Origin of the sequence: Vibrio kyushuensis (assembly GCF_050337325.1) — a bacterium.
Taxonomy (GTDB): Bacteria; Pseudomonadota; Gammaproteobacteria; order Enterobacterales; family Vibrionaceae; genus Vibrio; species Vibrio kyushuensis.
The window spans coordinates 76239-92517 of the sequence record NZ_JAKJSV010000007.1 but is presented as its reverse complement, the minus strand read 5'-3'; the positions used below and the strand labels follow the sequence as shown (position 1 = coordinate 92517).

The 16279-nt window shown below is 43.6% G+C and carries 18 protein-coding genes; 6 read left to right on the top strand and 12 right to left on the bottom strand.

All coding sequences use genetic code 11. From position 1 onward, the window contains the following. Nucleotides 1–85: 85 nt before the first annotated feature. The 5 genes from mpl (at nucleotide 86) to thiQ (ending at nucleotide 5765) form a co-directional block, all read left to right on the top strand. Nucleotides 86–1438 (top strand): UDP-N-acetylmuramate:L-alanyl-gamma-D-glutamyl-meso-diaminopimelate ligase, encoded by a 1353-nt coding sequence (mpl, locus tag L4D20_RS16130; RefSeq protein ID WP_428802628.1) that lies wholly within the window; start codon nucleotides 86–88, stop codon nucleotides 1436–1438. 35 nt (nucleotides 1439–1473) lie between these two features. After that, the gene (locus L4D20_RS16125; protein WP_428802627.1) at nucleotides 1474–2094 is read left to right on the top strand and encodes a flavin prenyltransferase UbiX; all 621 of its coding nucleotides are present in this window, start codon (nucleotides 1474–1476) and stop codon (nucleotides 2092–2094) included. 340 nt (nucleotides 2095–2434) lie between these two features. After that, complete coding sequence (gene thiB, locus L4D20_RS16120) at nucleotides 2435–3439, top strand: thiamine ABC transporter substrate binding subunit (protein ID WP_428802626.1); 1005 nt, start codon at nucleotides 2435–2437, stop codon at nucleotides 3437–3439. A gap of 32 nt (nucleotides 3440–3471) precedes the next feature. After that, on the top strand, nucleotides 3472–5067 hold the full coding sequence (gene thiP, locus L4D20_RS16115) for a thiamine/thiamine pyrophosphate ABC transporter permease ThiP (RefSeq protein ID WP_428802625.1): 1596 nt from the start codon (nucleotides 3472–3474) through the stop codon (nucleotides 5065–5067). Continuing rightward, the gene (gene thiQ, locus L4D20_RS16110) at nucleotides 5061–5765 is read left to right on the top strand and encodes a thiamine ABC transporter ATP-binding protein (RefSeq protein WP_428802624.1); all 705 of its coding nucleotides are present in this window, start codon (nucleotides 5061–5063) and stop codon (nucleotides 5763–5765) included. Before thiP ends, thiQ begins: the two co-directional genes overlap by 7 nt. 90 nt (nucleotides 5766–5855) lie before the next feature. Here the strand turns inward: thiQ and yjgA are convergent, their stop codons facing one another. Next, on the bottom strand, nucleotides 5856–6386 hold the full coding sequence (gene yjgA, locus L4D20_RS16105) for a ribosome biogenesis factor YjgA (protein WP_428802623.1): 531 nt from the start codon (nucleotides 6384–6386) through the stop codon (nucleotides 5856–5858). 121 nt (nucleotides 6387–6507) lie between these two features. Here yjgA and pmbA point away from each other — a divergent pair, with 121 nt between their 5' ends. Continuing rightward, nucleotides 6508–7851 carry a metalloprotease PmbA gene (pmbA, locus tag L4D20_RS16100; protein ID WP_428802622.1) on the top strand — a complete coding sequence of 448 codons (1344 nt, stop codon included), beginning with the start codon at nucleotides 6508–6510 and terminating at the stop codon, nucleotides 7849–7851. Nucleotides 7852–8004: 153 nt separating this feature from the next. Here pmbA and mgtE read toward each other — a convergent pair whose 3' ends face one another. From mgtE to L4D20_RS16045, 11 genes are all read right to left on the bottom strand, one after another. After that, on the bottom strand, nucleotides 8005–9360 hold the full coding sequence (gene mgtE, locus L4D20_RS16095; protein ID WP_428802621.1) for a magnesium transporter: 1356 nt from the start codon (nucleotides 9358–9360) through the stop codon (nucleotides 8005–8007). Between the two features lie 130 nt (nucleotides 9361–9490). Beyond that, nucleotides 9491–9769 carry an HPr family phosphocarrier protein gene (locus tag L4D20_RS16090; protein ID WP_428802620.1) on the bottom strand — a complete coding sequence of 93 codons (279 nt, stop codon included), beginning with the start codon at nucleotides 9767–9769 and terminating at the stop codon, nucleotides 9491–9493. Nucleotides 9770–9814: 45 nt separating this feature from the next. Next, nucleotides 9815–10675 carry an RNase adapter RapZ gene (gene rapZ / locus L4D20_RS16085; RefSeq protein ID WP_428802619.1) on the bottom strand — a complete coding sequence of 287 codons (861 nt, stop codon included), beginning with the start codon at nucleotides 10673–10675 and terminating at the stop codon, nucleotides 9815–9817. 8 nt (nucleotides 10676–10683) lie between these two features. Beyond that, on the bottom strand, nucleotides 10684–11130 hold the full coding sequence (gene ptsN / locus L4D20_RS16080; RefSeq protein ID WP_428802618.1) for a PTS IIA-like nitrogen regulatory protein PtsN: 447 nt from the start codon (nucleotides 11128–11130) through the stop codon (nucleotides 10684–10686). A 2-nt stretch (nucleotides 11131–11132) separates the two neighbouring features. Beyond that, entirely contained in the window at nucleotides 11133–11420 is a 288-nt protein-coding gene (hpf, locus tag L4D20_RS16075; RefSeq protein WP_428802617.1) for a ribosome hibernation promoting factor, read from the bottom strand. 25 nt (nucleotides 11421–11445) lie between these two features. After that, entirely contained in the window at nucleotides 11446–12918 is a 1473-nt protein-coding gene (locus L4D20_RS16070; RefSeq protein ID WP_428802616.1) for an RNA polymerase factor sigma-54, read from the bottom strand. 51 nt (nucleotides 12919–12969) lie between these two features. Next, nucleotides 12970–13695: an LPS export ABC transporter ATP-binding protein gene (gene lptB / locus L4D20_RS16065; RefSeq protein WP_428802615.1), complete on the bottom strand. Its 726-nt coding sequence runs from the start codon at nucleotides 13693–13695 to the stop codon at nucleotides 12970–12972. Nucleotides 13696–13697: 2 nt separating this feature from the next. Then, complete coding sequence (gene lptA, locus L4D20_RS16060; protein WP_428802614.1) at nucleotides 13698–14192, bottom strand: lipopolysaccharide transport periplasmic protein LptA; 495 nt, start codon at nucleotides 14190–14192, stop codon at nucleotides 13698–13700. Further along, nucleotides 14173–14736, bottom strand: a complete 564-nt coding sequence (gene lptC / locus L4D20_RS16055) for an LPS export ABC transporter periplasmic protein LptC (RefSeq protein WP_428802613.1) — start codon at nucleotides 14734–14736, stop codon at nucleotides 14173–14175. Before lptC ends, lptA begins: the two co-directional genes overlap by 20 nt. Continuing rightward, the gene (kdsC, locus tag L4D20_RS16050) at nucleotides 14733–15305 is read right to left on the bottom strand and encodes a 3-deoxy-manno-octulosonate-8-phosphatase KdsC (RefSeq protein ID WP_428802612.1); all 573 of its coding nucleotides are present in this window, start codon (nucleotides 15303–15305) and stop codon (nucleotides 14733–14735) included. The genes lptC and kdsC overlap by 4 nt, the downstream gene beginning before the upstream one ends. Further along, nucleotides 15305–16276, bottom strand: a complete 972-nt coding sequence (locus L4D20_RS16045) for a KpsF/GutQ family sugar-phosphate isomerase (RefSeq protein WP_428802611.1) — start codon at nucleotides 16274–16276, stop codon at nucleotides 15305–15307. The genes kdsC and L4D20_RS16045 overlap by 1 nt, the downstream gene beginning before the upstream one ends. Between the last annotated feature and the right edge of the window lie 3 nt (nucleotides 16277–16279).

The following is a 16279-nucleotide window of genomic DNA, read 5'->3' as shown; positions in this document are numbered from 1 at the left end:
GCGATTTGCAATCTCACTTCCCTTTGATGATGAAATGGCGATAATGAGACTCTCAATCGAAAATCACTTCGTAAGGCTAGGTTGTATGCATATTCATATCTTGGGAATTTGTGGCACATTTATGGGCGGCGCAGCAGTATTAGCGCGTCAACTCGGGCATAAAGTAACGGGTTCAGATGCCAATGTGTATCCACCTATGAGTACGTTGCTTGAATCTCAAGGTATTGAAATTATTGAGGGATTTGATCCTTCTCAGCTTGATCCTCAGCCAGATTTGGTCGTTATTGGTAATGCCATGAGCCGAGGTAACCCTTGCGTTGAACATGTTTTAAATACCAACATCCGTTACACCTCTGGGCCACAATGGCTGCAAGAGTTCTTGCTTCATGACCGTTGGGTACTGGCTGTTTCAGGAACGCATGGCAAAACAACGACTTCTAGCATGCTTGCTTGGATTTTAGAGTCGTGTGGTTATAAACCGGGATTTTTAGTCGGAGGGGTGCTTGGAAACTTTGGAATATCGGCTCGCTTAGGCGAGAGTATGTTTTTTATAGTTGAAGCAGATGAATACGACAGTGCTTTTTTTGATAAGCGTTCCAAGTTTGTTCACTATCACCCTAGAACACTCGTCATGAATAACCTTGAGTTCGATCATGCTGATATCTTCGATGATCTTGAGGCTATTAAGCGTCAATTTCATCATTTAGTAAGAACTGTCCCTGGCAATGGTCGAATATTAGCACCAAAACAAAACTCAGATATTGATGATGTTTTGCAACGAGGCTGTTGGAGTGAAACAGAACTTACCGGTCCTACAGGGGATTGGCGAGCGGAAAAGGTAAAAAATGATGGCTCTGTATTTGATGTCTATTTGCATGACGAATGCATCGGTCGAGTGACATGGGATTTAGTTGGCGATCATAATGTTGATAACGCCTTAATGGCGATTGCAGCGGCAAGACATGTTGGTGTTACCCCCGATCTCGCGTGTGAAGCGCTAGGGCAATTCATCAATACCAAGCGTCGATTAGAGCTTAAAGGTGTAGTTAATGGTGTGACGATCTATGATGATTTTGCGCATCATCCAACCGCGATTGAACTCACTTTAGATGGCTTACGTAATAAAGTCGGTGAGAATAAGATCATTGCTGTTCTAGAGCCACGTTCTGCGACAATGAAGAGAGGTGTTCATAAAGAGACTTTAGCTACTTCATTGACCAAAGCTGACTCCGTTTACTTATATCAACCAAGCAATATTGATTGGTCACTGCAAGATGTCGCTAATAAATGCCAGCAAGAAACCACGGTATGTAGTGATATTCACGATTTAGTCGCTAAAATTAGTGAAGAAGCGCAACCTGGCGATCAAATATTAGTCATGAGTAATGGTGGTTTTGAAGGCATTCACGATAAGTTACTTAATGCATTAGAAGCTTAATTGATGGTTTATAGAAAATTGAAAAGTAATTAGAGATGAAAGAACAGACTAAAAAAGCCATAACACTGGCGTTTACAGGTGCATCTGGTGCTCCTTACGGTATTCGTTTATTGGAGTGCTTACTGGCTGCCGATTATAAAGTGTATTTGCTTATCTCTTCAGCTGCACGCGTCGTAATGGCTACTGAGCACGGGCTAAAGCTACCAAGTGGTCCTGATGCTTGCAAAAAAGCGCTGGTTGCACACTTAGGTTGCGATGACGATAATTTAGAAGTTTGCGGTAAAGAAGATTGGTTTTCTCCGGTTGCATCAGGCTCAGCTGCGCCAAAACAAATGGTTGTTTGCCCATGTTCTGCAGGTAGTGTTGCCGCCATAGCACATGGTATGTCTGACAACTTAATTGAACGTGCCGCCGATGTGGTAATGAAAGAGCGAGGACAGCTTCTTTTGGTGGTTCGTGAAACGCCATTCTCTACACTTCATTTAGAGAATATGCATAAGTTGTCTCAAATGGGTGTAACTATCATGCCGGCTTCGCCAGGTTTTTATCATCAACCTCAGTCTATCGAGGATCTTGTTGATTTTATGGTAGCGAGAATATTAGACCATTTAGGTGTTGAGCAAGGGCTAGTACCACGTTGGGGCTACTCCAAATAAGGCTCTTTCATCCAGGTTTGTTAGTTTAGTTGTTGAAGAAACGTTAATCCTTATGGATAAGTCACTCAATACAAATTACAATCACAAATGACTCATCGGGGAGCCAGATACGTATCTACGTGTCAGCTGAGATCAAGCCAAGCTTGGGACCCGCATTACGGTTTATCTGTCGTGACAAATAAACCGTTATTAACCTGAACCAGATAATGCTGGCGTAGGAATTGAGGGTGGAGCATCGACACCTGTTTATCTCAAACAGCAGTGTCGATTCTTGAAGTGGATATATCGTATATCACTGTCCCACCTTGTTTCTGCGCTGCTCAACTAAGGAGAGCGAGCAGTGAAAACCCCTCTAAATACAATTACCCTAGCGACACTAACATCTCTATCCGCTTTGTCATTCATGGCACAAGCTTCTGATACCCTGACTGTCTATACATACGATTCGTTTGCTGCAGACTGGGGCCCAGGCCCAACGGTTGAAAAAGCGTTTGAAGCTCAGTGTGGTTGTGACGTTAAATTTGTCGCATTGGATGACGGTGTTTCTATTCTCAATCGCCTTCGCTTAGAAGGGAAAAATAGCAAAGCGGATATTGTTCTAGGCCTTGATAACAACTTGATGGCGGAAGCGAAGAAAACAGGGCTGTTGGCTACGCACAAAGTAGATACATCGAATGTTGCTCTACCAAATGGTTGGAGTGATGATACCTTCGTACCTTATGACTTTGGTTACTTTGCTTTTGTTTACAACAAAGAGACGTTAGCTAATCCACCAAAGAGCTTAAAAGAGTTAGTAGAAGAGCGTGATGATCTGAAAGTGATCTACCAGGATCCGCGCACATCAACACCCGGACAAGGCTTATTGTTGTGGATGAAGTCAGTCTACGGTGAAGAGAGTAATGATGCATGGCAGCAGCTAGCTAAAAAGACGGTGACCGTGACGAAAGGTTGGTCTGAAGCGTACTCTATGTTCCTGAAAGGTGAATCTGATCTAGTACTTTCATACACAACATCGCCAGCTTATCACCTGATTGCCGAAGATGATGCGAAATACGCAGCGGCAGATTTCTCAGAAGGACACTACACGCAGATAGAAGTTGCAGCGAAAGTGAACAGCTCTACTAACCAGAAATTAGCGGATCAGTTTATGGCGTTCATTCTAAGTGATGAGTTCCAATCAGCGATGCCAACCGGAAACTGGATGTATCCTGTGACAGATATTAAGCTGCCTCAAGGCTATGAAACATTAACACTGCCACAAAAAGCTCTTAGCTTTAGTTCAGATAAAGTAGCTGCAGAGCGTAAAGCTTGGATTCGTGAGTGGCAAAGCGCATTAACGATGTAAGCTGTGGTGATTAGATTAACTGAGAGTCAGTATTGAATTCCATTCCTAAGATTGGCATATGGGTCGCGATAGCTATCGCGACCTTTGTCATTTCTGCATTAACAGCATTATTGTTAGAAGCGCCGTCCTTCGATCTTAGTTTAGTATGGGGCGATCCTTACTATCGTCATGTCACTAAGTTCAGTTTCTATCAGGCACTATTATCCTCATTGCTCAGTGTCGGATTTGCAATTCCAGTTGCGCATGCACTGTCGCGTCGCCATTTTAAAGGTAAAGATCTCGTACTCAAACTGTTTGCTACAACACTTGTGCTGCCTGTATTGGTTGGCGTATTTGGTTTGCTTGCTATTTACGGAAACAGTGGGTTGATATCGGTATGGCTTCAGCGCTTTGATAGCACAATGCCATTCTCGATCTATGGGTTGAATGGAATCTTGCTTGCGCACGTTTTCTTTAATCTCCCTTATGCTAGTCGACTGTTGCTCCAAGCATTGGAAACCGTGCCTACTGAGCAACATAAACTTTGCGCGCACTTGGGCATGAGTCACTGGGATAAGTTTAAATGGGTTGAATGGCCAAGGCTGAAGCAGCAACTACCACATGTGTTTGGCTTGGTGTTTATGCTCTGTTTCACCAGTTTTGCAACGGTGATGGCATTGGGGGGGGGACCAAAGTCAACCACTATCGAGCTTGCCATCTATCAGGCGATCAAATTTGAGTTTGATCTTCAGGCTGGTGCGTTACTTGCGATATGGCAGATGCTGCTTTGTGCGGTGATTGCATTTAGTATTCAGCGACTATCAAAGCCTTTACCCGTAAGCTCTGGTGCAACACAAAAGCGCCTCTATTTGATCAAGGATACATGGCGTTCAAAAGGGTGGGATAGCTTTTGGATCATGGGTGCTCTATTGCTCGTGTTACCCCCTTTACTTATGGTTACCCTTAGCGGGATGAATAGTCAATTGCCTGTTGTGTTAAGTGACAGCCGTTTTTGGTCTGCGCTGTGGTCCTCACTTAAAGTCGCCAGCTTGGCCAGTATTATTGCCGTGACCGTCGGGGTGAGTATTCTCGTTACTAGCCGGACACTTCGCTTGAGAAGCCAACATCGTCATGCCGATCAAATAGAGTTAATGGGTACTATCATTTTGGTGACGCCCGGCTTAGTCGTGAGTACTGGACTGTTTCTATTGCTGCGAAATATTACTGATGTATTTAGCGTTGCGAGTGTGGTGGTGGTTTCAGTAAATGCCTTGATGGCACTGCCTTATGTGATTAAAACCCTCGCTCAGCCCATGCTGCACATTGCCCAGCAATATCAATATGTGTGTGCCAGTCTTGGAATGAAAGGTTGGCAACGATTTAGAGTGGTTGAATTAAGAGCGCTTCGCAAACCAATGGCGCATGCCTTTGCGATAAGCTTTATGTTTTCTATAGGCGATCTCAGTGCCATTGCACTGTTTGGCAGCCAAGAGTTCAGAACACTACCTTTGTATTTATTTCAATTATTAGGCAGCTATCAAATGGATGCAGCCGCGGTTGTTTCAGTAACGTTATTACTATTGAGTGTGAGCTGTTTTGCAGTGATTGAAATGTTATTTAAAGCTAATGGGAGAGTGGGTAAGTGTTAAGTTTAAAAAATATAGATTACCACTATCATCAAGAGTGCTTTTGTTTTGATTTGAACATTGAGAAAGGCACAATTACGGCTTTAATGGGGCCGAGTGGGGCAGGTAAATCGACTTTACTAAGTTTGGTCGCTGGGTTTATTGATCCTGTTTCTGGCTCGATTGAAGTGGAAGGTCAATCGGTTGTGGGTAAAGCGCCCTACCTGCGTCCATTTTCGATGTTGTTCCAAGAGCACAATCTTTTCGCTCATCTCACGGTTCGAGAAAACATAGGCTTGGGTCTGCACCCTGGTTTGAACCTCAATGACGCTCTAAAACAGCAAGTGGTTGATGCAGCACAACAAGTATCGGTCGATGAATTATTAGATAGGTTGCCTGAACACTTATCAGGAGGACAACGTCAGCGTGTTGCTCTAGCTCGGTGTTTTGTTCAGCCTCACCCCATTTGGTTACTTGATGAGCCTTTTTCTGCCCTTGATCCTGTTTTACGTGAAGAGATGTTGGCTCTGGTTAAACGTCTCGCCAATGAGAGAAACATTACTGTATTGATGGTGACACACCATATTAATGATGCTAAGTCGATTGCCAGTCACTTTGCGTTCATTGCCAATTACAAAGTAGAAGTTGTTGATACAGTCGATCAATTGACTGAATTGCATGAAAATAAACAGTTGTCTGAATTTGTTAAAGCCGCACAGTAGTTTTCATCTCTAAAACATTTTTTAAGCAATAAAAAAGGTTGATAAAATAAACTTATCAACCTTCTTACGTTACTTTCCGTGGAAGCTATACTACTTTTGTGCCGCTTCGTGCTGCTCTTTCAATACCTGAAAAACTTCGCGGAAGGCTTTTGCAGGCTTACCGGCTTTCTTCTCTTTATTAGCTTGACGAACTAGCTGGCGTAAGCGCTGGCGATCGGTATCAGGGTATAGATCCATAATATCAGCAATAGCACTATCACCTTCTTCAATCACTCGGTCGCGTAGCTTTTCAAGTTTATGAAATTCGACCGTTGCTTGTGAGTGCTTGTTGCGGATCTTATCTAGCCCCGCTTGCAATGGTTCAGTATCGAGCGTACGCATCATCTTACCAATGTATTGCAGTTGACGACGTTTCGCTTCATTCTTGAAACGTTGCGCATCTTTAATTGCATCAGCAAGATCTTCACTCATTGGGATCTTTTTCAACATAGTCGGCGTTAGAGCAACTAGCTCTTCTCCCAACTTTTGCAAGATATCCATATCGTGCTTCATTTCGGTTTTGCTCACCCAAATGATCTCTTCTTCCGGTTCCCAAGGCGCTTTCTGGTTTTTACGAGCCATCTTTTCTGCCTATATCACTGTCTTAAACTAATATTAGGTCTATTTTAACAACAATCGTGGGGAGATTGCGAAATTCTTGTTATCCTAAGCCAATATAATTCAAAAATGACTCAGATTAGATATGGATGTAAAACAACAAGTCGCTCAACAGCGCGTTGATTTAGAAGCCGCAGTCGCGAAAGCTCTTGAAATGGCTTCGGTGAGTGCAGATGCTGCAGAAGTTGCGATCACTAAATCAACGGGACTCAGTGTTTCTACTCGCATGTGCGAAGTTGAGAACGTTGAATTTAACAGTGATGGTGCGTTAGGGATTACTGTTTATCGAAATCAACAAAAGGGCAGTGCATCAACGTCTGATCTGAGTGATAAAGCGATTGCACAAACTGTCGCGGCAGCATTAGATATTGCTCAATATACTTCAGCCGATCCCAATGCAGGTCCTGCACCGAAAGAGTTTATGGTTACGGATATTCCAGATTTGGACCTTTTCCATCCGGATACGCCAGATCCTGATTACGCAGCACAGATTGCAATTGCAGCTGAAGAGAAAGCACTCTCATTCAGCGATAAAATCAAGCAGAGTGACGGCGCAAGCTACGACAGTCACTATGGCGTAAAGGTTTATGGTAATAGCCATGGTCTGCTTGCAAGCTACGCATCAAGTCGTCATAGCACGAGTTGTTGTGTAATTGGTCAAGGTCAAAATGGTGAGATGGAGCGTGATTACAGCTATACACTTGCACGTCACCGTGACGAACTATGGACACCAGAATCTGTTGGTCAGCAAGCGGCAGAGAAAACCATTAGCCGTTTAGATGCTAGAAAGCTGGCAACAGGAACTTATCCTGTGATGTTTGCGGCTGATGTGGCAACAGGGCTTATTGGTCACTTAGTCATGGCTATTAGCGGTGGTAACCTATATCGCAAGTCATCATTCTTGCTCGATAAGCTCGGTGAGAAGATTCTACCAGAGTGGTTTAATATCTCAGAGCGCCCTCATGTTCTACGTGGTTTAGCGTCTAGCCCATTTGATAGTGAAGGTGTTTATACTCAAGACCGTGAAATTATCACTGATGGTGTTTTGGCTACTTACCTAATCACCAGTTACGCCGCGCGTAAAATGAATATGCAGGTAACTGGACATGCTGGTGGTATCCACAACTGGTATGTTCAATCGACAGGTCAAAACTTTGAGCAGATGCTTAAAGAGCTTGGCACTGGTCTACTTGTTACGGAAGTAATGGGCCAAGGTGTGAACATTGTGACTGGTGACTATTCTCGTGGCGCAGCTGGTTTCTGGGTTGAGAATGGTGAAATTCAATATCCAGTCTCTGAAATTACCATTGCTGGCGATTTGAAAGATATGCTTTCACGTATCGTCGCCGTTGGTAGTGATGTAGAAACTCGCTCTCAAATTCAAACCGGCTCTATTTTACTTGATACGATGAAGATTGCTGGCGAGTAACAAGTTTAGTTAAGCTTATAAAGCTAGATACCGAATAGAGAAAAGGCTTAACAGTGATTGCTGTTAAGCCTTTTTTAACTTTCTACTACCGGCTTTCACAAGAAAGCGCAGAGGCATTTGTTTTAATAACTAAATATTCTAATAACCAAATACTTAAATAACCAAAGTCGCCAAACCAAGGAAGACAAACAAGCCAATGACATCGGTGATGGTTGTGAGCATCATGCCGCCTGCCAGTGCAGGATCGATATCCATCTTTTTAAGCATGATAGGGATACTTACACCGGCGATACCAGCCACGAGTAAGTTGACCATCATAGCGGCAGAAATAATCCCACCGAGTACCCAGTCAGACTTCCAAGCAACAACAATTGCGCCAATGATTAATGCCCAGAGTATGCCATTTAAAAAGCCGATAGCCGCTTCCTTTAGCAGTAGTTCACGCTTGTTAGAGTCACCGATATGACCCAGAGCAAGACCACGAATAACGAGTGCCACGGTCTGGTTACCAGCAACACCGCCCATCGATGGAACGATGGTCATTAAGACGGCGATAGCTGCCATCTGTTCAAGCGTTGCTTCAAACATATTGGAAACGGATGCAGCAGTTAGCGCCGCGAGGACATTCACACCAAGCCAGATACTACGTTTACGAGCGGATTTAACCACTGGTGCAAAGGTATCTTCATCGTCATCAAGACCGGCCATGCTCATCATTGAGTGTTCAGCGTCTTCACGAATAACGTCAACCACATCATCGATAGTAATACGGCCAACAAGGTGTTGGTTCTTATCGACAACCGGTGCAGAAACCCAATTACGACGCTCAAACAGGCTAGCGACATCAGAATCACTGGTGTCTACCGAAATTGCCTCATCTGCATCATCCATTACCTCGATGATTGGCATATCAGGTTGTGTGGTCAATAGTGCTATTAGTGGCAGTTGACCAATCAAGCGACTCTCTTGATCGATAACATAAAGTGAGTCCGTCGCCTCAGGCAGTTCACCTTTCATGCGAAGGTATCGCAACACAACATCCACATCGACATCTGCACGAATGGTGATAACGTCGGTATTCATAATACCGCCGGCCGTACCTTCAGAGTATGAAAGTGCAGTCTCTACACGCTGACGATCAGAAATGTCCATCTGTGACAGAACTTCACGCGAGACATCGTCAGGCAAGCTACGCAAAACGTAAGCAACATCATCGGTATCCATACCTTCGGTTGCTTCAGCCAGTGTCTCTGGAGCCATCTTCGAGACGAGTCCATCTTTGACATCTTCGCTGAGCTCATCGAGGATCTCACCGTAATCTTCAGGATCGGTCAGTTGCCATAGAACTTCACGGCTTTTTCGTGGAGAGGCTTCAAGGAGGTGAGCGATATCTTCAGGTTCCATGTCTTGCAGTTGGCGTCTGACATGGACAAAGCGACCATTTTCGAGTGCGTCGGTTACTTCTTGGAGGGCTTGGTGAGCCTGATCAAATTCAATTTGCTCTGCCATGGATTCCCCCTATCTCTTAGTACTTACAATGCTTTGAATAGTAACTTAATTCTATACCTAAGCAACTAATAATGTGGCTGACAGATGATAAAAATAATGTGGGTATTTAAGTGGTGAGTGGCGTTGAGGGTTACTCTTCTTCTTCAAAACGGTCTTCAATTAAATGACAAATTGCTTCTAGAGCGTTAATTGCGTCATTACCTTCAGCGTTGATCGTAACATGTTGCCCTTGAGCAGACTCTAGCATCAGAAGTCCCATTACGCCGTCAGCGGTTGCTTCCGTACCTTCATGATTGATGATCGTTAGGATGGCGTCAAAAGACTGAGCAAGCTCAACAAGTTTAACAGCAGCGCGAGCGTGCAGCCCAAGACGGTTTTGGATTAAAACAGTACGACTTTGTTGCTGCATATTAGTCCCTTTAAATAGCGGTATTAATAAAATAGAGGCAGGGTTTTATGAGTGATGCTCTTCTAAAGAGGCATGACGAATTTGGACCTGTTTGCCAAGCTTCGAAAAGTACTCACCAATCTGTTGAGTCAAATAGACGGAACGATGCTTTCCACCAGTACAACCAATGGCTACCGTTAGGTAACTACGATTGTTGTTTTCTAAATTTGGTAGCCAATTAGAAATGAAGGTTTGAATCTGATTCTTTAATTCTGTTACTTCATTGTGGCTTTCTAAGAATTCAATAATAGGCTGATTGAGTCCCGTCATTGGGCGAAGCTCTGGCTCCCAGTGGGGATTGGGTAGAAATCTGACATCAAAGATATAGTCAGCATCGTTAGGCAGACCATATTTGAACCCAAATGACTGGAAAACCATGATCAGATCTTTGCTTTCACACCCTTCAACTTTCATTCTTACTGTTTCACTCAGTTCGTGAAGAGACTGGTTACTGCTATCAATAAGTAGGTTAGCGTGCTCTTTAACTGGCGAGAGAACTGTTTTTTCTAGTTCAATTGCTTGAGCAAGTGAAGGTTTTGAATCACTTAGCGAGAGAGGGTGGATTCGACGGGTTTCGCTGTAGCGCTTAAGTAGCGTTTCTTGGTTTGCATCAAGAAACAGCACACTGATATTGGTGTTCTCTTGCAGTTTAGTGACGAGGTCATCGACCAATGTAGGTTCTTTTGGCAGGTTTCGAATATCGATACTTACTGCTACGTTTTGTTTGCTGTCACTGACCGAGTGCATAAATGCATCCAATAAATTAACAGGAAGGTTATCAACGCAGTAGTATCCAAGATCTTCGAGAACTCTCAGTGCAACGCTTTTTCCGGCACCTGAGTGACCACTAACAACAATTAAACGCATGATAGAACTCAGTGATTGATCATGATGTTGTAAAGCTCTTCATCATTTTGAGCATTACGCAGCTGTTTTAACACTTGTTTGTCATTTAGGCGTGCAGCCATGGATGACAATGTTTTGAGGTGTTCTTTACATTGCTCTTCAGGTACCAGTAAAGCAAAAAGTAAATCAACAGGTCGATTATCAATCGCACCAAACTCGATTGGCTGCTCGCACTGCAGTAGTACAGCGATTGCGTGGTCACTTGAATTCATTCGTGCGTGAGGAATGGCAATACCGTTACCAATCCCTGTGCTGCCAACCTTTTCGCGGCTGAGCATACATTCAAATAACTCTGTTGAGTTTTGCCCTGTTTGGTTTGCAACGATCTCGCTGATCATCTCTAGGGCTCTTTTTTTGCTGGTGCATTGAACTGCACTTTTGGTGCAGTTCAATGTCAATACTTCGCTTAATTGCATGGTTAATGGCTACTTAGCTTTTCTTTGTGCTTATTGAGTTGTCTTACGAGTTTATCCACGAGTGAGTCAATCGCCGCGTACATACTTTCATCATCGGCGGTGGCGTGAATATCTCCCTGATTTACGTGCAGCGTAGCTTCAGCGATCTGGCGTACTTTTTCAACCTTCAATACCACATGAACGTCATTTATGTGGTCAAAAAACCGCTCGAGCTTTTTAAATTTGGTATTTACATAGTCTTGCATTGAATCGGTAAGATCAACGTGATGGGCATTAATATTGATTTGCATAGACTTTCCTTTTCAGTTTGGGCCTTTATAGCAGGCGTTTACGCTGACTTGATGGGGCAATGCCCAAAGATTCGCGGTACTTCGCTATCGTCCGTCTAGCAACCTGAATCCCTTGTTCAGCCAGTAAGGCTGCAATTTTGCTATCACTGAGTGGTTTTGCGGTATTTTCTGCCGCAACCAACTTTTTGATAAGAGCACGTATTGCAGTGGATGAACATTCTCCTCCGTTGTCAGTACTGACATGGCTAGAGAAGAAATATTTCAACTCGAATATACCTCTAGGGGTATGCATAAATTTCTGTGTCGTGACTCGAGATATGGTTGACTCATGCATTTCAACCGCTAATGCAACATCATTGAGAACCATCGGTTTCATCGCTTCTTCTCCATATTCGAAGAAATCGCGCTGATGTTCAACTATGCATTTGGCAACTTTGAGCAGCGTCTCGTTTCTGCTTTCTAAGCTTTTGATTAACCACTTGGCTTCTTGCAAGTTACTTCTGATGTATTGGCTATCAGGGCTACTGCCTTTACCAAGACTGGCATATTGCTGATTAACTTTTAGCTTTGGAACACTGTCTGGGTTAATGGTGACAACCCATTTGCCATGATCTTTAAACACAGAGACGTCAGGAATAACGTACTCAGCATGGTCTGGTGTAATGCGGCTGCCGGGTCTTGGATCAAGTTGTTGGATCAGAGTGAGTACGTCACGAAGATCGGCTTCTTTTAACTTAGTCTCTTTGATGATCAGTTTGTAATCACGATTACCGAGTTGATCGATGTGATCGCTGAGCACCAGCTTTGCTTCTTCTAGCCAGGGTGTCTCTTTAGGGAAAGTAGCGAGTTGAAGGAGTAAGCAGTCTTGTAGATTTGCAGAGCCAACCCCAAGAGGGTCAAACTGCTGAATACGTTTGCGAACCGCTTCTATCTCGTCTAGCTCTATCTCTTCGCTATCAAAGCTTTCTAAGATATCGGTGGTCGAGATAGTGAGATAGCCATAGTCGTCTATAGCGTCAATGATCGCTAAGGCGATGGTTCTATCTGTATCGCTAAATGGAGTTAAATCGAGTTGCCAAAATAGGTAATCTTGCAGTGACTGGGTTGTTTCGCCTTGATAGACAGGTGCATCATCATCGAATGCAATCCCGGTGCTACCAGTGTTAGCGGAATAGACATCTTCCCATGTTGTGTCTATCTCAAGGTCATTGCTGATCTCCGACTTTTCAATTAACTCTGAACTGTCTTTTAGATCTGGTTCTGCTAATTCAGGTTCGGCGACTTCAACCGTCGGTTCTTTATCTTCAGTCGTGTTTTTTTCTTGGGCGACGGGTTCGTCACTCGGCTCTTCGACATCGAGCAGCGGATTAGAATCAAGCGCTTCTTGAATCTCTTGCTGAAGGTCGAGAGTCGACAACTGCAACAAACGAATCGCTTGCTGCAACTGGGGAGTCATGGCTAACTGTTGACCTAGCTTGAGCTGTAATGAGGGTTTCATTCAGTATCGCTTACCTTGTTATTATTAGAATCCACTTCGCTCTCTATTTAATCATAGACGGAATTGTTCACCGAGATAAACTTGTTTTACTTGTTCATTATTGAGAACATCTGCCGGAGTTCCTTCCGCGATAAGATGTCCTTGGCTCACTATGTAAGCTTTTTCACATACATCAAGGGTTTCACGAACGTTATGGTCGGTAATCAGTACACCTAAACCACGATCACGTAAGTGTTCAATGATTTTCTTAATATCGATAACTGAGATTGGGTCAACACCTGCAAATGGTTCATCAAGCAAAATGAACTGAGGGTTAGCAGCCAGTGCTCGAGCTATCTCGACTCGGCGACGTTCACCACCAGAAAGTGCCATACCGGCACTTTTTCGGATGTGTTGAATGTGGAACTCTTCGAGCAGATCTTCGAGTTTATCTTGTCGCTCTTCTTGTGTGATCTCTTCACGAGTTTCAAGAACGGCCATGATGTTATCTTCTACCGATAGCTTACGAAAAATAGACGCTTCTTGTGGAAGGTAGCCAATCCCCATTCGAGAGCGGCTGTGCATCGGTAGGATACTAATATCTTTATCATCGATACTAATCTTACCTTCATCACGTGCAACCAACCCAACAATCATATAGAACGACGTTGTTTTACCTGCCCCATTTGGACCAAGCAACCCAACAATTTGTCCCGACTCAACTTGTAGGCTCACGTCAGAAACTACGCGGCGGTTTTTATAACTTTTCGCCAGATTTTCAGCTTTTAGTATCGACATAGTTACTCTTGTACCGTTTGAGGTTGTAGTACTGTAGAGACGCGATCGCCATTATTACCATCAGCAATAAGCTTCTGGTCTGTAATCTGATAGCGGATCTTTGAACCACGAGTGATGCTGTCGTCTTGAGAGAGCATGGCACGCTTGATCATCGTTAAGCGGTCATCCACCATTTTGTAATAGAGCTCTTCAGCTTCACCGTAAAGCGTCTTGCCATCATCTGTAAGTTGAGAGAAGGTCGCTAGATCGCCATAGCCTTCAATCTCTTCGATGGTGCCATCTTCTGGGTTACGCAGCACAATAACTTTGTCAGCATTAATATTAATGCTACCTTGCTTTAGCTTAACGTCACCAATGAAAGTGACTTTATTGCTTTGCATATCAAGATGCTGGCTGTCTGAATCTATGTAAACGGGTTGGTCTTTATCTGTCGAGAGCGCCATTGCGCTACCTGAAGCGACCAAACAAGCAATCAGGCTAAGGTGCGAGAGTTTCATATCTACCTTGAACATAGTTGTAAAGAACAGCGTTGTTATCAGCAAAGTTGCCTTTCATCGCCTGTCCTTCTGTTTCAAATTGTGGGCCCACAAGAACAACTTGGTTGTCAGCCCAAAAATCACGATTGGTTAATTTAATACTGAGTTCTTCTGTCGACATCGTATCAAAACCTGATTCAGCGAGCAGGTTATTAGCAATTACATTGTCATACAGAGTCAAAATTTGATCGCTATCGAGTAAGGCTCTATCAGCGGTAATTTCCCACTCTTGCTCAGTACCTTCTTTGTATATTTTAAGTACTGGTAGATCAAACCAAGTGTCACCACTTTCGGCAAAGTTTTCCAAATATACCGAGGTAATGATATAGCTGCGAATGCCACTTTCTGTGTAAGAGACGTTCTCAATATCACGACCTGTAAACATTGGAAGTTCTTGGTCTGGAGCGACTTGAATATCAAACTCTTGTTCTTTGTCATACAGGTAATACGTCGACCATGTGATGACAAAAAATAGTAATAGATAAATAATACGAGACAGACTCATATACTAAGGCCTTTATGGCAATCAAGTTCATCGCGTGCTTGAAGAATTAAATCACACACTTCACGAACGGCCCCGTGACCACCTTTAATCGATGTGACGTAGTTGGCACGTTTGGCGAGCAGTGGGTGTCCATCAGCAACGCAAACTTTTAAACCGACTTTTTCCATTACTGGCCAGTCAATTAAGTCATCTCCAATATAACCTGTTTGTTCTGGTGCAACATTGAGCTTGTCACAAATATCCAAATAGGCTTTTACTTTGTCGTCTTGACCTTGATAAATGAGTGAAATACCAAGAGCTGTCATGCGATTTTCAACAATTTGAGATTTACGGCCAGTAATAATGGCGATTTCAATACCTGCGTTCATTAACGACTTAACACCATAGCCATCACGGGTATGAAAAGTCTTAAGCTCTTCACCATTGTTGCCCATGTAGATGCGGCCATCTGAGAATACGCCATCAACATCGCATATAAGCAGTTTGATCTCTTTAGCGATAGCAACAATTTCAGCATCAACAGGGCCGTATAGGGTTTCTACTTGATCTTTAAGAGCATGAGTACTCATTACATTACTCCAGCTTTTAGCATGTCATGCATATTTAGCGCGCCAACAAGTCGGCCTTCATGGCAAAGCATAAGACCATTGATGCTTTTCTCTTGCATCAAGTTCAACCCCTCTGCGGCGAGCATATCAGGATGTGCAATGCTCGGATTTTTCGTCATAACTTCACCAATGGTTGAGCTATGAATGTCGATACGTTTGTCTAGAATACGCCTTAAATCACCATCGGTAAATATACCGACGAGGTGTTGGTCTTTATCGACAACAGCTGTCATACCAAGCCCCTTTTGGCTTATTTCGAGTAAAGCATCACGAATAAGGGTGTCGGCAGTAACAGTCGGTAATGTAGTACCAGAATGCATGATATCTGACAGTTTAAGCAGTAACTTGCGCCCAAGGGCACCACCAGGGTGAGACATTGCAAAATCTTCAGCAGTAAAGCCACGTGCTTCCATTAAAGCCACGGCTAATGCATCGCCCATCACAAGTGTTGCGGTGGTGCTGGAGGTCGGTGCAAGTTCAAGAGGGCAGGCCTCTTTTGGTACAGTAATTTGCAGGTGGAAATCAGCAAGTGTTGCCATGTTAGAGCTTGGTTTTCCTGTCATGCTGATGATGCAAATATTACGACGTTTTAGTACTGGAAACAGAGATAGGATTTCAGATGATTCACCCGAGTTTGAAATTGCGAGTACAATATCACCGGTTCCAATCATACCTAAATCACCGTGAGCGGCTTCTCCAGGATGAACAAAGAAAGAAGGCGTTCCAGTACTTGCTAATGACGCTGCAATCTTATTGCCAATGTGCCCAGATTTCCCCATTCCCATGACAACAACCTTACCGTTGTTGGCAAGGATATGTTCACAAGCTCCAGAGAAGTCTTGATTAAAATACTGTTCTAACTGTTCTAAAGCTTGCATTTCAGTCGTCAGTACTTGTTTAGCGACACGACGATAATCAAAAGTTGAGGACATAGC